A 14,666-nucleotide genomic window follows, 5' to 3' on the forward strand; every position below is an offset into this window, starting at 1 on the left:
GGCGACTACTCGAAAGAATGCTCAGGCCCAGGAAACGAGCCTTCTTTTACTTGATCAATATAGAGTTTTACGGCGCTTTCAAGATCGCCTGCTTTGGCCAGAAAGTTCTTCACAAACTTGGGTAGATAGTCACTGTTAAGGCCGAACATGTCGTGCATAACCAAAATTTGACCGTCAGTTTGTCCACCAGCACCAATACCAATTACAGGAATGCTTAGCTTGTCGCTGATCAGCTTACCAAGTTCAGTTGGAACACATTCTAGCACTAACATTTGTGCACCGGCTTGTTCCAATGCCATGGCTTGGCGGACCGTATTTTCAGCTGCACTTTGTTCGCGCCCCTGCACTTTATAACCGCCAAGCACATGAACTGACTGAGGCAACAATCCCAAATGCGCACACACCGGAACACTGCGTTCCACTAACATGCGGATGGTCTCCAGCAGCCATTCACCGCCTTCAAGTTTCACCATATTTGCACCAGCACGCATTAATTTAGCGGCTTCCTGACAAGCCTCCTGAGGCGTTGCGTAGGACATAAAGGGCATATCTGCCATCACAAAGGCGTCGGGAGCACCGCGACGCACGGCTTCGGTATGATAGGCAATGTGCTCAATCGTAACCGGCAAAGTCGTGGCTTGACCCTGGATAACGTTACCAAGAGAGTCACCAACCAGCATAAAGTCTACGCCTGCCTGTGCGAAAAGTTTCGCAAACGAAGCATCATAGGCTGTTATCGAAACGATCTTGTCGCCCGCGGCCTTCATTTTGGTTAATTTAGAAATAGTCATGCCCGCCATGGCGAACTCCTTATGGCAATCAGATAGCTCTGGATTGTATCAGGTAATTTTTTGCAGGTCATGATGTGCCATAGTGGCCTGCACAGACAAGAGCTTGCGACCATCCGGCAAAACAAGCTCAGAATTAAGCTCGGTTAACGGAACCACAACGAAATCACGCTCGGTGAGGCCCGGGTGCGGTATTGTCAGACGCGGGAGCCGAATGGTTTCGTTGCCGTACAACAGCAGATCAAGATCAAGTGTACGTGGCCCCCAACGAAGACTTCTTTGGCGACCGAACTGCTGTTCAATAGCCTGAAGTAAATCGAGTACAGCTAAGGGCTCCAACTCGGTTTCGGCGCACACCACGGCATTTACATAATCCGGTTGCTCAGCAGGCCCCATGGGTTTACTGGCATATAACGAACTGGCGCGAAGTCGCGCAAATTGACTCAAACCACTAAGCTCAAAAATAGCCTCTTTGAGCGTTTGTTCGGGGTTACCTAAGTTGGCACCAAGGCCAATATAGACCGTTGCCATTAATCCGCCTGTTTAGGCGGTTTGGTGCGGCGTCTACGACCACCGCGCCGACCCCGACGTTTGGCTGCGGGTTTTCCGTCTGGGCTATGTATAGGAGCTGGGGTAACGTCGCTATTTTCTTGCAGTTTGGTCCAGAACTGTGCCCGTTGCTCCAATACTTTTTGTTCAATTGGGGCAGCGGTTTTCGCTCGAAGCAACAAAAAGTCATACGCAGCCCTAAATTTCGGGTGTGACAACAGGCTATGAACGCGTTTACCTTTGGCGCGTTCCATACGCTGTTGCAATTGCCAGATTTCACGCGCCGGCAAACTGAAACGCTTGGGGATTGAAATAGTTTGTACTTGGCGGCCAATTACGTCGGCGGCAGCAATATTGAGTGCGTCCACAGGCGGTAAACCACTCTCTACGCTCAACTGCTCCATGCGGGCCTGGAGTGGCCACCACAGTAACGCAGCAAACAGATATGCCGGGGTAATGTGCTGGTCGTTACGAATGCGGGTGTCAGTATCTAAAAACGTTTGTCGAATCAACTGATACGGGGCTTCATTTGGCGCTTTTAAGTAATTCTTTAACAGCGGAAACAGTTGCTGAAACAAATGATACTCAACCATCATTTCAAAGTTCGCTAACGCTTTGCCAGCAGTAAATAACTTCAGCACTTCTTCGAATAGCCGCGCGGCCGGAATGTTCTGCAGCAGCGGTGCGTGTTCAATAATGGGGATTGCCACACTGCTATCAAGTCGCATGTTCAATTTGGTGGCAAAACGCACCGCGCGAAGCATCCGCACAGGGTCTTCGCGATAACGCGTTGCGGGGTCGCCAATCATACGTAGCAAACCTGCTTCAATATCTTTCACGCCGTCGGCAAAATCGATAATGCTGAAATCAGCGATATTGTAGTAAAGCGCGTTGGCCGTGAAGTCGCGACGTTGTGCGTCTTCTTCAATGCTTCCGTACACGTTATCACGCACTAACATGCCTTCAGCGTCTTGCTTACCTACTTTATCAGTGGATTCATCGTCGCTGGTGTCGTGATGCCCACGGAAAGTTGCCACTTCAATAATTTCCCGGCCAAACACCACATGCGCTAAGCGGAATCGGCGACCTACAAGGCGACAGTTGCGAAATAGCTTCCGCACTTGCTCCGGAGTAGCGTTGGTGGACACATCAAAGTCTTTCGGGTGGAGACCCAACAAGAGATCACGTACGCAACCACCAACAAGGTAGGCTTGATAACCCGAGTTATGGAGTCGATAAAGAACCTTCAGTGCTGCTTCTGAAATGTCCTTACGCGATATAGGATGTTGATCACGTGGAATAATTCGTGGTTTGGCAAGAATATTCTGCGGTAAGTTCGACGTGTCCGCAGTGCGCTTTAGTGCGCGTTCGGCCAAGGCTTTGATGCGTTTAATAATAAGGGGTTCTCCGGCTAATTTCGCAAACGGTTATATTGTATCCTGCTAGGCCCTTTCAGGGAAGTATCTCGCGCGCCATTGCGTTACCGCTGACGCGACCAAATCTGCTGGTGCTAAGTTTGTATCTGGCTGTAACCCAAGAAATTGCATGGCTGCATTCAGTTGCGCGGTCACGCAATCTTTATCAAGCGCTGGCGCGTGATTTTGTTTACTCAGCTTGTTGCCGTGCTCGTCAAGAGCGAGTGGCACATGCTTAAATTTTGGGGTTCTGTCAGTAAAGTAACGCCAGAGATTGAGTTGCCAGCTACTGGCGGTAAGTAAATCTTCGCCCCGAACAATGTCCGTGATGCCTTGTTCGATGTCATCAATCACGACCGCGAGTTGATAGGTAAACAGGCCATCGCGGCGAAATAGAACAAAGTCTTCAGCCGCAAATTCGGGTTCAATGTCAATGTGACCGAGTAATTGGTCTTCAAAGGAAAGTACTGGGCGATCGTTTTTAAAACGCACGGCCGTGTTTTCTGAACGCAAGTTTTTATCGCGACAGACTCCCGTGTAAAACGGGCCAAGCGCTTTAATTTGTTTGCGGGAGCATTCACAGCGATAAGTTAACTGTTGATCAGTGAGGTGCTGTAGGGCCGCTTGATAAATCTCGGTGCGTCTGCTTTGGTACCAAATGTCACCATCCCAATGCAGTTCATGCTGTTTAAGTTGTTCAAGAATGAGTTGGTCTGCGCCTGATACCGCGCGAGGTTCATCAATATCTTCAATGCGAACATACCAGTGACCACCGCAGGCGCGGGCATCTAGGTAGCTTGCGAGTGCAGCAAGTAGAGAGCCAAAATGAAGTGGCCCCGACGGCGTCGGGGCAAAACGACCACAATAACCAGAGGTGGCTACCATGTTAGGCGCCAGTCATTTGCTTCTCTTTGATTTCCGCCAGTGTTTTACAATCAACACATAAGTCAGCGGTTGGGCGCGCTTCAAGTCGGCGGATGCCAATTTCAATGCCACACTGATCACAGAAACCGAAATCGTCGGCTTCAATTTTTTGCAGTGTTTTCTCAATTTTCTTGATGAGCTTGCGTTCACGATCGCGCGTGCGCAATTCAAGACTAAATTCTTCTTCTTGAGCGGCACGGTCAACCGGATCTGGAAAGTTTGCTGCTTCGTCTTTCATATGATGCACGGTGCGGTCAACTTCTTCGCGCAATTGCGCACGCCACACTTCTAGAATTTTACGAAAATGCGCACGCTGCGCCTCATTCATGTATTCTTCGCTCGAGCCTTGCTCGTAAGGCTCCAAGCCAGCTTGCGCCAGAATGCCATGGGCTTTTTTCGGCGTTCCTTGAGGCATTATGGATCTCCTGTATGAGACGTTGTTATTAAAAAGGTCGGTACATATACCAGAAAGCGATGGGGTGCGCAATTTTATTTGTGAAATAACAGTGCGTGTTGACCCACTCAAACTATTTATTCATTGGAAGTAATCCAGTCGGTGTAATTCCATGCTCTGAAATGTCGCAGCTTAGCGCATAAAACTCAACTCCAAATGCTTCGGCCTGGGCCGCCATTGCCGCATATTTTGCATCTAAATGATGTGCTGCCTGCACATGCTTTATACCCTCATGCATAACAACATAAAGCACAACGGCGCGGTGACCGTCAGACTTCATATCTTGCAGGCTACGTAAATGATCAACCGCACGTTTGCTTACCGTATCAGGAAAAAATCCTTGCGCACCTTCGGCCAGCGTTACACTTTTAACCTCTATAAATACCGTTTGTCCAGCAGCATCTTCGGCGCACCAGTCGATGCGGCGGTTGTCGTAGCCATACTTGCGTTCTGCCACCAAATTAGCAAGATCGCTCAGGGCAGGAACGATGTTATTTTCAAGTGCTTCGCCAGCCAGTTGATTCGCTCGATGGGTATTCACGCAAATCAAATCGCCGTTATTGGTTTGCGCTAACTCCCATGTGTAACGGTATTTACGCTTTGGATTACTTGAGTCACTCATCCATATTTTCATACCGGGTTCAGCACACCCGGTCATGGCTCCTGTATTTGGACAATGAATGGTGATTACCTCACCGTTAACTAATTGAACATCAGCTAAAAATCGTTTGTACCGTTTTAATAGCACTGCTTGTCGCAAAGGGTTGAGAAACTTCATTGTAAGCCCCATCTAGCTCGGATACGATAGAGAAATATAAAGCTGAAAACATACTGGGAGCATATTCGCATGTCTAGCACTGTATCTGTATTTGTCTCGACGAAGAAAACCGAGCAACCCGCTTGGAAGCCAAGCACGGCGGCGGTTATGGGCGAGCAAGGCGCGACAATTTTCATTGGTGACAATGAAGCTGATAACCTCCGTAAAATCCAAAAAGCTGGCCGACAACTCGACAATTTGGGCATCAACGGCGTCAAATTAGTGGGGAGCGACTGGGATATCGAGCGTCAATGGGCGTTTTCGAACGGTTTTACAGATACTTTAAGCAAGAACCAAATTGAGTGGGCGAGTGATGCCGAAACCCTTCAGCAGATGCGTGATACGGCTGCTTGGGTGCGTAAATTAATTAACTTGCCGCCGAATGAAATCTATCCAGAATCGCTGGCGCAAATGGTCAGTGAAAAGCTAACTGCGGTTGCGCCTGATGCCATATCAGTGCGCTCAATTGTCGGTGACGACTTGATTCAAGATGGCCGCATGGGCATCCACACAGTTGGCCGTGCCAGTGAACGCCCGCCGCTGATGTTGGTGGTGGACTATAATCCGAGCAAAGACAAAGACGCCGAGGTTGAGGCTGTTCTAATAGGTAAAGGAATTACCTTTGATAGCGGCGGTTACAGCATCAAGTCCAGCGAAGGCATGTTGGCCATGAAATGTGATATGGGTGGTGCTGCCACCGTTGCAGGTGCATTGGTTCATGCCATTCATCAAGGGCTCAATAAACGCGTGCAGTTGGTCTTGTGCTGCGCTGAAAACTTGATTGACGGTAGTGCGTATAAGCTGGGTGATATTATCACCTATAAAGACCAACAAACCGTTGAAATCGTGAATACGGATGCTGAAGGGCGCTTAGTTCTTGCCGATGGTTTGCTTTATGCGGGTGAAGTAAATGCGAAGCTTGTCATCGATGCCGCAACCTTAACGGGCGCTGCGCAAGTGGCTGTTGGTACTGACTACAATGCACTCTTTAGTGTGGATGATAAGCTGGCGCAGGAAACGTTAACAATAGCGGAACAGCAACGCGAATTGTTGTGGCGTCTGCCGTTGAATCAATGGCATAAAGATAATTGCCCATCCGCGTTCGCTGACACGGCAAATAGCCGACCGCAAAAAGGTGGTGGTTCGGGTGGCGCGAGCAATGCAGCCGGATTTTTATTGCGATTTGCGCCGAATAATGGCGCGGGTTGGATGCATTTTGATATTGCTGGTGCTTATCACGGCAGTGCCAATGGCCTCTGGCCAACGGGTGCAACAGCCCTAGGTTTCCGTACTATCGCGGCGACCTTGTTGAAGTAACGCCATGACGCGACCACAGGTGCTGCCGGTAACAGCGCTCATTGATGATGTGATTGCCTTGTTACCCGGCGCACGTGTGGTGCTTGAAGCGCCGCCCGGCGCTGGCAAATCAACTGTTTTGCCGTTAGCTCTACTTGATGCCGAAGTGCTGGCAAATCAACGTATTCTTCTTTTACAACCACGCCGCTTGGCAGCAATATCAATCGCAAATTTTTTGGCGAGTCAGCGCGGCGAAGCTGTTGGGCAATCGGTTGGCTACCATATTCGCGGCGAAGCTAAATTCAATCAAAATACACGGCTATTGATAGTTACCGAGGGTATGTTTACCCAGTACATTCAAAACGACCCGGAGCTTACCGGTGTCGGGTTGGTAATATTTGATGAGTTCCATGAACGTAATTTGACCAGTGATCTTGGTCTTGCCATGGCATTAGAAAGCGCCAGCCTTCGTAGCGACTTAAGCCTACTGATCATGTCAGCCACGCTACCTGCACAGGCCATTGCTGATTGGTTGGGTGATGCGCAGGTTCTGAAAAGTGAAGGGCGTCAATATCCCGTCGACATTAGCTATCACCCCGTACCTGCCGGTCAACCATGGTTGCAACAATTACCCAGTGTGATTGAAAAAGCGATGCAGAAGGCTCAGTTGGGCGTGTTAGTTTTCGTGCCTGGCCAGCGTGAAATTAAGAAATTGTGCGCAAAGTTTGAGCACATTCCGAATTGGGATGTATTACCACTGCACCGACAGATACCTCTGGCCGAGCAAAAGAAAATCTTTTCGCCAAACCCATCGCGCCGTCGGTTGGTTATAGCGACAAACATTGCGGAAACCAGTTTAACCATTCCAAACATCGATGTCGTGGTTGATAGTGGGCGTGAACGGCAGGCTCAGTTCTACCCACAGCATGGCATTACGCGTTTGCTCACCCGACGTATTAGTAAAGCTTCAGCCATGCAACGTGCTGGTCGCGCAGGGCGTTTAGGGCCTGGAGCCTGCATGCGCTTGTGGGCAAAAAATGAAGAGCATGGCATGCGTGAGTTTCAGGCACCTGATTTGGAAACGGCCGATTTAACCTCACTGCTGCTTGAATGCCGTCGCTGGGGAGCTGCCCCTGCGCAGATGAAATTCTTCAGTCAGCCCAATAATGCGAATTTAGCCGCAGCAGATAACTTATTGACGCAACTTGGTATCAGCCATGAACAGGGTGGATTAACGGCCCTAGGGACTCAGATGGCTGAGTTTGGTGCCGAACCTCGCGTTGCACGTATTTTGGCTTATGCGTCTGAACAGCCGTCCATTGTGCGAGTGACCGCGGCCTGGCTGGTGGCTCAAATTGAGCAACCGGGCCCTGCTGAGTCCTTTCCAACCGCAGTAAGCCAATTAATTCCTGCGGCCCGTCAACGTTTTCAATATTGGTGCAGACGCCTTCAGGTCGAGCCGGCACAGCCTGATGCAACATTGGCGGCTGAGTTGTTGCTGTGGGGCTACAGCGACCGCATTGCGCAGCAACGGCGTGGTGGTGAAGGGTACCTTTTGAGTTATGGCGGCGGCGCAGTTTTTCACCGTGAAGACAAACGACCGCGCTCAGCCTGGTTGTTGGTGATTGATATGATGCTTAGCGAGCAGCAAACCGATGCCATAATAGGCGCGGCTATTGCCTTAAATGAAAGTGACTTAAATCATCCAGCAGTGCAGAAGGAACGTCGTACTGAGGTGCGCTGGCAAGGGCCACAACAGCGCTTGCAAGCTGTTCAGGTTGAAGCCATCGGCGCCATAATTTTATCGGAGAAGTTAGCCCCAGATGCTATTTCAGCGGCTGATCGCTTAGCTGCTTTGACTCGCTTTGTCAGCGGTCAGGTTGCTTCACACGGGCTTGCGTATTTTGCACTAAACGACGAAACCCGACAGTGGCTGGCGCGCGTTAATCTCTACCAAGAAAAACTTAAACCAGAACAGTGGCCAAACTTTGATGTGGCCACGCTAGTCAACGAGCTTGAAAGCTGGGCGACGCCATTTTGGCAGGGCATCGTTAGCCTACAGAAAATCAAAGCGTGGAATCCCTGCGCCGCCTTGCAGGCACGTTTAACCTACACGCAACACAATGCATTGAATCAGGCTTGCCCCGAAAAGCTTGAAATTCCGAGTGGTCGGCAGGTAAAAATTGATTATTGTGCCGAGCAACCGCTGGTTGCTGTGAAGCTGCAAGAAATGTTTGGCGAGCCGATTTCACCCACGGTTTGTCATGGTCAACAGACCATTACCATAGATTTACTCTCGCCAGCTGGAAGATTATTGCAACGCACCGGCGATTTAGCTAGCTTTTGGAGTAATGCCTATCAACACGTTAAAAAAGAAATGAAAGGTCGTTATCCTAAGCATCCATGGCCAGATGACCCACGCCAAGCGCAAGCAACACATAAAACCAAGAGACAGTTGAAATGACAAAAACGAAGAAGGCCAAGAAGCCATCTGTATTACGTCGACTACTTGTGCTTGGGCTCAAGCTTGCGCTAATTGGTGTCGTGTTATTAGTTGGGTATTTAATTTACCTCGACGCAAGCCTAACTGAACGCTTTAGTAGTAATCGTTATCAAGCCCCCGCGCTTATTTATGGGCGTAGCTTAACCTTGGAGCCAGCTGCGCCAATTTCGCGTGAAATGGTGGTTGCAGAGCTCGATCGACTAAATTACCAACGTGTCACCAAGGTTGCCGATACGGGCCAGTATAGCGTCACCGAGTATGGCATTGATTTCTACCGTCGGCCGTTCGACTTTGCACAAGGGCCGCAAATGGCTCAGCACGTTCAAGTCAATTTTGCTGGCGATCGGGTTCAGGCCGTGATGAGTCTGCCCAACGGTAGAAGACTCAACCGAGTTGAACTTGAGCCGCCTTACTTGGGTCGTTTATCGGGTGGTAATAAGGAAGATCGTTTATTAGTAGGGCTGGAACGTGTACCAAGCTTGCTAATTGAAACCCTGTTGCTCATTGAAGATCGTGATTTCTACCACCATTCAGGCATTTCATTGACCTCCATTGGGCGTGCGGCATTAGCCAATCTTGCTGCAATGCGAACCGTACAGGGCGGCAGCACACTGACTCAGCAATTGGTGAAAAACCTGTATTTAACGCGTGACCGCACCTTATGGCGCAAAGCCAATGAAGCGCTCATGGCGATTGTTCTGGACTACCGATTTAGTAAGAATGAAATTCTAGAAACGTACTTGAACGAAGTTTACTTTGGTCAGGATAGAGGCTCGGCTATTCATGGCGTAGGGCTTGCCAGTCGACTCTATTTTGGCAAGCAAGTTGAAGAACTCGATCCTGCCGATGTTGCGCTACTAGTGGGGGTTATTAAAGGCCCCTCGTATTACGATCCGCGTCGCTACCCAGAGCGCGCGCAAGAACGGCGCGACCTTATTCTACAGTTGATGTTTGCAGAAAACTTAATTAGTCAGTCGCAATATGTGGCCGGCGTGAATCAACCAGTTATGCCGCAGGGCAGCGGGCGTTTGGTGAGCGAAAATATTCCCCATTATATGGAGTTAGTCCAGTTTGAGTTAGGACGCATGCGCTTGCCAGAAAACTGGCAGCAAGACGGTTTGCGCGTGTTCACTTACCTTGATCCTCTGGCGCAAGAGGCCGCAGAACACGCCCTGACGCGCGAACTTCCAAAAGTAAGCGAAGACACTGAGTTACAAGGCGCCGTGGTGATAGCGAATCACGAGCAAGCGGGCATTACCGCAGTTGTTGGTGATCGCAATCCGCGTCGCGTTGGTTTTAATCGTGCGGTAGCGGCAATGCGCCCTGTCGGCTCGCTGATCAAACCTTTGATTTATGCTGAAGCCTTTTCCAGTTTATCTGATTTTGAACTTGGCTCTTTGTTGTTTGATGAACCGCTGGTGTACGAACAGCAGGGGCAGCCTTCGTGGTCACCGCAAAACTTTGATAAAAAGCATGTGGGCGCGATGCTTGCTTATGACGCATTGGCACAGTCACGCAACGTACCAGCCGTGCGCTTGGGTTTAACGATCGGCATCGACCGAATTGTTGATTTGTTGCAAGCGAGCGGGGTGGACACTCCGATACCGAGTGTACCATCGCTGACATTAGGTGCCGTGCCGTTGTCGCCACTTACGGTGACGGAAGTTTATAGCATGCTTGCGCAGCAGGGAGTCCATCGACCACTGCAAAGTATTCGCGCGGTAACCAACCATCAAGGATTAACACTCTTTGAACGGCAACAAGCAGACGCGAAGCAAGTGTTCTCAGCTACCGCAGGTTATTTGGTGAATTACGGTTTACGTGGCGTGATTAATGAAGGCACAGGAAGTAAATTAGCAGACGCATTTGGGGTCAATAAGCTGGCCGGCAAAAGCGGTACAACCAATGACTATCGCGATAGTTGGTTTGTTGCTTATGACAATAAACACGTGGTTGCAGCGTGGTTGGGGCGTGACGACAATCAGCCGGTACAGTTAACCGGTAGCAGTGGTGCGTTACGCGTGGTGCAAGGGGTATTGAACCAGTTGCTTATAACCCCGCTGGAGTTGCAAACGCCAACCGACGTGCAGGCCGCCGCATTCCATCCAACGCTGGGTGTTCGTATTCCGGTTGAGTGTAATAATGCGCGCCTGTTACCGGCGCGCAAAAAACAATTGCCGGAAGACCTTGGTTGCTCCGGCGAAATTGAAGAAAAGTCGTGGTGGCAGCGCTTATTTTAGCGCTGCGAATGCCACTTTTGCGGCCGCCAATGTGGCATCAATATCCGCATCAGAATGCGCAGCAGACATAAAGCCAGCTTCAAATGCTGATGGAGCTAAATACACACCTTGCTTTAGCATACTGTGATAGAACGAACGGAAATGCGCCATGTTGCACTCCGTAGCTTGTTTGAAGCTGGTAATTGGACCATCACCACTAAAGAAGAAACCAAACATCGAACCTGCCCGGTTGGTTGTAAATGGTATACCTGCTTCATCAGCTAAAGCTTGCAAGCCGTCCAGAAGACGATCAACTTTGGCATATAGATTTGGATACAAGGCTTCGTCTTCAAGTTGGGTTAATGCAGCTAAACCAGCCGCCATAGCAACAGGATTACCCGATAATGTGCCAGCTTGGTAAACTGGGCCGACAGGTGCAATGTAATCCATGATTTCACGTTTACCACCAAAAGCGCCAACAGGCATACCACCGCCAATTACTTTGCCAAGAGTGGTTAAATCTGGAAGTACTTTATAGCGCTCTTGTGCGCCGCCACGGGCAACACGAAACCCAGACATAACTTCGTCAAAAATAAGCACACTGCCATACTCGTCACAAATTTCACGCAAGCCTTCTAAGAACCCTGGGGCCGGCGGTATGCAGTTCATGTTACCTGCAACAGGTTCAACGATGATGGTGGCAATGTCATCGCCGCATTCGGCGAATATTTGGCGTACCGAATCCAAATCATTGAAGGTGACGGTAAGTGTGTGTTTGGCAAAGTCTTCAGGAATACCTGGTGAGCTGGGTACACCCAGAGTTAACGCGCCTGAACCGGCCTTTACCAGCAACGCATCAGCATGCCCGTGATAGCAACCTTCAAACTTTAGAATTTTGTCACGCCCAGTAAAACCACGCGCTAAACGAATCGCTGTCATGGTTGCTTCAGTGCCTGAATTCACCATGCGCACTTTTTCAATGGAAGGTACTAAAAATTTTATCTTTTCAGCCATGGTGATTTCATTGGCTGTTGGCGTGCCGAAACTTAGTCCCCGATCAACGGCCTGGTGCGTGGCTTCGCGAATAGCGGTATTGTTGTGTCCCAAAATCATTGGGCCCCAAGAGCCGACATAATCGATGTAACGCTGGCCGTCGGCATCAAACATATAAGCACCATCGGCGCGTTCGATGAAAATTGGCGAGCCGCCAACCCCATTAAATGCGCGAACTGGAGAGTTTACGCCGCCAGGAATGCTATGTTGTGCTTGGGCAAATAATTCGTCAGAACGTGACATTCGTTTCCTCATATTCATTGTAGATGGACTAATAACCGGTGCGTTTTTCGCTGTACCAGTTCACATCGCATTCATATTTATCAACCTGGTCCGCCACACCTAATGTTAAAGCGAATAGGGCCATTCGAATTAAAACGCCGTTATCGGCTTGACGAAATATGGCCAAATTAGGATTTTGGTTCAGATCATTATCTAATTCGTTGGCTTCTGCGCGCGAATCACGTGGTAACGGGTGCATAATCACAGTGTTCGGCTTGTAGTGCTTGGTGTAGATTTCGCTATTAAGCCTAAATTTACCCCGGTATAAATCTGCTTCTTGCGGTGTTGTAAAACGCTCTTGCTGAATACGTGTTTGGTACACGATATCCGCATCTGAGATACCGCTCACTTGGTCGGTAATAACCACCTGATGACCAGCTTGCGCGAGAACTTCCAACACACTATCCGGCATAGCTAATTCGCGTGGTGAAATTAAGGTGAAACGAATATTTTTATACATGGCCAGTAATCGCGACAAGGAATGCACGGTACGACCGAACTTTAAGTCGCCCATCATGCATATATGCATGCCGTCTACTGTATGGCCATGGTAGGCCAACTCTTGCTTAATGGTGTACAAGTCGAGTAATGCTTGCGTTGGGTGTTCATTAGCTCCATCGCCGCCATTGATAACCGGAACACGACTACCCTCGGCAAATTCAGCTACGGAACCTGACTTTGGATGGCGCATTGCAATAACATCGCTGTAGCTACTCAGCACACGTGCGGTATCGTACAGGGATTCACCTTTTGCCAGAGCAGAACTTTCCATCCCAGTGGTTTCGCGCACTTCGCCGCCAAGTAAATTGAATGCGGTACCGAAACTTACCCGAGTTCGCGTGGACGATTCGAAAAACAAATTGCCAAGAATTGCACCATCAAGAACTTTCGTGCGTTTTTGACGGCGCGCGTATGGTTGCATACGATCGGCAATCGCAAAAATAGTTTGAATGCTATCAATATCGAATTGGTCAACAGAAAGGATGTTGGCACCGGTAAAATTCATGATTAGAGGCCCTACAGTGATGGAAAACACTGGACGGATACTTTAGCAGAAAGTGTACCTAAAAAGAATGGTCAAGCCATTAAAACGGCTTGACCACAGCTAAAATGATGATCGCAAATAAAGCGAGTACCGGCACTTCGTTAAATACGCGATAAAATTTATGGCTGCGGGTATTACGATTGTGTTTAAAGTCCGACAAAAGCTTAAAGCAATAGCCATGATAGACATAAAGCAAAGCAACCAGCACTAACTTAACGTGCAACCAAGCGCTTGCTTTAAGCCAAGCAGCCCCATATATCCACATGAGAGCTAAACCAAAAATCAGGGTGAGAATCGCAAAAGGCGTCACAAAGTACAGTAACCGCCGTTCCATCACTTTGAGTTGTTCGCTAACGTTTTCATTGTCGTTCTGGGCGTGGTAGACAAATAGCCGCGGCAAATAAAAAATACCGGCAAACCAAGCTACCATGAATATTACGTGAAACGCTTTAAGCCAAAGAATCATACGACCGCCTGTGCTCGACTATTTTTAGTTGCGTGATGATAAGCGCCTGCGTAGCATGACGCTAACTCATGATAAGAAGTGAATCGATGAAAGAGAAGAAAAATATCATAATCAGCGCCTTAGTTCACCGTTTTGGTGGTTGGGGCGTGCTTGCTCTGGCAATAGCCTGTGGCGCTTTGGCCGGATATTGGGGTGGCAACTGGCATGTGCTGGCGCTTCAGGATGAAATTGAGCGCAAAGAGCTGCTTATTGAACAGCTCTATGAACGCTCAGAAACCTTCGACTATCAGCAACATATTGCGACTGTCGAGCTCGGTATTGAGCGTGCTGCAAGTAAAAGCCTGCAACAAGAGTTGCTCATGGCACAAGACGAGAACTTTGCCCTGCGGCGCGAACTGACCTTTTATCAAAAAATTATGGCGCCAGAACTTGAGGCGAGCGGGGTCGTTATCGACTCGCTGGAGCTACAGAAGAACATCGCGGCGAATCACTTTCATTTCAGGCTGGCTATTGTGCAAATGGAACGACTACGAAATCTCACCAAGGGGTCGTTAAATATTCGCTTGCATGGCCGGAAAGAGGGTAAGTCAGCCAGCTTCGATTTACTGGCTTTAGCGAACATTGAGGCTAAAGATCGTCAATTCAGTATGCGCTATTTCACCGTTCAGGCAGGCGACTTTGTGTTACCGGATGATTTCCTGCCGGAGCGCATTGATGTTGAAGTAAATATCAATGGCTCGAAGCAACCCCTGACGCGGAGTTTTTTCTGGAGTCAATTGCTGCAGGAACGCGCAAAGCAGGTGGTGGAATAATTACGTGTTATAGTAGGGTCAATACTTGACCCTTTTAGTCAGG

The 14,666-nt window shown here is 49.2% G+C and carries 13 protein-coding genes; 4 read left to right on the plus strand and 9 right to left on the minus strand.

Annotated features, from left to right (window positions below):
- Window positions 1-5: 5 nt before the first annotated feature.
- The 6 genes from panB to sfsA all read right to left on the minus strand — a co-directional run bounded on the left by panB (window position 6) and on the right by sfsA (window position 4,908).
- On the minus strand, window positions 6-800 hold the full coding sequence (panB, locus tag ACN0UY_RS09900) for a 3-methyl-2-oxobutanoate hydroxymethyltransferase (RefSeq protein ID WP_417666703.1): 795 nt from the start codon (window positions 798-800) through the stop codon (window positions 6-8).
- Between the two features lie 39 nt (window positions 801-839).
- Entirely contained in the window at window positions 840-1,319 is a 480-nt protein-coding gene (gene folK, locus ACN0UY_RS09905; protein WP_417666705.1) for a 2-amino-4-hydroxy-6-hydroxymethyldihydropteridine diphosphokinase, read from the minus strand.
- Window positions 1,319-2,713, minus strand: a complete 1,395-nt coding sequence (gene pcnB / locus ACN0UY_RS09910; RefSeq protein ID WP_417666707.1) for a polynucleotide adenylyltransferase PcnB — start codon at window positions 2,711-2,713, stop codon at window positions 1,319-1,321. The genes folK and pcnB overlap by 1 nt, the downstream gene beginning before the upstream one ends.
- Window positions 2,714-2,779: 66 nt before the next feature.
- On the minus strand, window positions 2,780-3,637 hold the full coding sequence (gene gluQRS / locus ACN0UY_RS09915) for a tRNA glutamyl-Q(34) synthetase GluQRS (RefSeq protein WP_417666709.1): 858 nt from the start codon (window positions 3,635-3,637) through the stop codon (window positions 2,780-2,782).
- A 1-nt stretch (window position 3,638) separates the two neighbouring features.
- Window positions 3,639-4,091 carry an RNA polymerase-binding protein DksA gene (gene dksA / locus ACN0UY_RS09920; protein ID WP_339879542.1) on the minus strand — a complete coding sequence of 151 codons (453 nt, stop codon included), beginning with the start codon at window positions 4,089-4,091 and terminating at the stop codon, window positions 3,639-3,641.
- A gap of 112 nt (window positions 4,092-4,203) precedes the next feature.
- A complete protein-coding gene (gene sfsA / locus ACN0UY_RS09925) occupies window positions 4,204-4,908 on the minus strand; it encodes a DNA/RNA nuclease SfsA (protein ID WP_417666711.1) in 705 nt (234 codons plus the stop codon).
- A gap of 69 nt (window positions 4,909-4,977) precedes the next feature.
- On the opposite strand from sfsA, the gene pepB reads away from it, so the two are divergent.
- The 3 genes from pepB to mrcB are packed head-to-tail and all read left to right on the plus strand — an operon-like array spanning window position 4,978 to window position 10,986.
- Window positions 4,978-6,264, plus strand: coding sequence for an aminopeptidase PepB (gene pepB, locus ACN0UY_RS09930; RefSeq protein ID WP_417666713.1), 1,287 nt, complete (start codon window positions 4,978-4,980; stop codon window positions 6,262-6,264).
- A 4-nt stretch (window positions 6,265-6,268) separates the two neighbouring features.
- Window positions 6,269-8,707 carry an ATP-dependent helicase HrpB gene (gene hrpB, locus ACN0UY_RS09935; RefSeq protein ID WP_417666715.1) on the plus strand — a complete coding sequence of 813 codons (2,439 nt, stop codon included), beginning with the start codon at window positions 6,269-6,271 and terminating at the stop codon, window positions 8,705-8,707.
- The gene (gene mrcB, locus ACN0UY_RS09940; protein WP_417666717.1) at window positions 8,704-10,986 is read left to right on the plus strand and encodes a penicillin-binding protein 1B; all 2,283 of its coding nucleotides are present in this window, start codon (window positions 8,704-8,706) and stop codon (window positions 10,984-10,986) included. Before hrpB ends, mrcB begins: the two co-directional genes overlap by 4 nt.
- Here mrcB and hemL read toward each other — a convergent pair.
- The 3 genes from hemL to hemJ form a co-directional block, all read right to left on the minus strand.
- On the minus strand, window positions 10,978-12,261 hold the full coding sequence (gene hemL / locus ACN0UY_RS09945; RefSeq protein WP_417666719.1) for a glutamate-1-semialdehyde 2,1-aminomutase: 1,284 nt from the start codon (window positions 12,259-12,261) through the stop codon (window positions 10,978-10,980). The two genes, mrcB and hemL, sit on opposite strands and share 9 nt — an antisense overlap.
- A gap of 28 nt (window positions 12,262-12,289) precedes the next feature.
- Entirely contained in the window at window positions 12,290-13,306 is a 1,017-nt protein-coding gene (locus tag ACN0UY_RS09950) for an aspartate carbamoyltransferase (protein ID WP_417666721.1), read from the minus strand.
- A gap of 79 nt (window positions 13,307-13,385) precedes the next feature.
- On the minus strand, window positions 13,386-13,811 hold the full coding sequence (hemJ, locus tag ACN0UY_RS09955; RefSeq protein WP_417666723.1) for a protoporphyrinogen oxidase HemJ: 426 nt from the start codon (window positions 13,809-13,811) through the stop codon (window positions 13,386-13,388).
- An 86-nt stretch (window positions 13,812-13,897) separates the two neighbouring features.
- Between hemJ and ACN0UY_RS09960 the strand changes: the two genes are divergently transcribed.
- A complete protein-coding gene (locus ACN0UY_RS09960; RefSeq protein WP_417666725.1) occupies window positions 13,898-14,623 on the plus strand; it encodes a DUF6776 family protein in 726 nt (241 codons plus the stop codon).
- Window positions 14,624-14,666 lie beyond the last annotated feature (43 nt).

It is taken from the genome of Pseudidiomarina sp. (assembly GCF_048268165.1).
Classification (GTDB): domain Bacteria; phylum Pseudomonadota; class Gammaproteobacteria; order Enterobacterales; family Alteromonadaceae; genus Pseudidiomarina.

Coding starts and splice junctions, on each gene's coding strand:
- panB (WP_417666703.1), bottom strand. CDS start 800: ATGGCGGGCATGACTATTTCTAAATTAACCAAAATGAAGGCCGCGGGC.
- folK (WP_417666705.1), bottom strand. CDS start 1,319: ATGGCAACGGTCTATATTGGCCTTGGTGCCAACTTAGGTAACCCCGAA.
- gluQRS (WP_417666709.1), bottom strand. CDS start 3,637: ATGGTAGCCACCTCTGGTTATTGTGGTCGTTTTGCCCCGACGCCGTCG.
- dksA (WP_339879542.1), bottom strand. CDS start 4,091: ATGCCTCAAGGAACGCCGAAAAAAGCCCATGGCATTCTGGCGCAAGCT.
- sfsA (WP_417666711.1), bottom strand. CDS start 4,908: ATGAAGTTTCTCAACCCTTTGCGACAAGCAGTGCTATTAAAACGGTAC.
- pepB (WP_417666713.1), top strand. CDS start 4,978: ATGTCTAGCACTGTATCTGTATTTGTCTCGACGAAGAAAACCGAGCAA.
- hrpB (WP_417666715.1), top strand. CDS start 6,269: ATGACGCGACCACAGGTGCTGCCGGTAACAGCGCTCATTGATGATGTG.
- mrcB (WP_417666717.1), top strand. CDS start 8,704: ATGACAAAAACGAAGAAGGCCAAGAAGCCATCTGTATTACGTCGACTA.
- hemL (WP_417666719.1), bottom strand. CDS start 12,261: ATGTCACGTTCTGACGAATTATTTGCCCAAGCACAACATAGCATTCCT.
- ACN0UY_RS09950 (WP_417666721.1), bottom strand. CDS start 13,306: ATGAATTTTACCGGTGCCAACATCCTTTCTGTTGACCAATTCGATATT.
- hemJ (WP_417666723.1), bottom strand. CDS start 13,811: ATGATTCTTTGGCTTAAAGCGTTTCACGTAATATTCATGGTAGCTTGG.
- ACN0UY_RS09960 (WP_417666725.1), top strand. CDS start 13,898: ATGAAAGAGAAGAAAAATATCATAATCAGCGCCTTAGTTCACCGTTTT.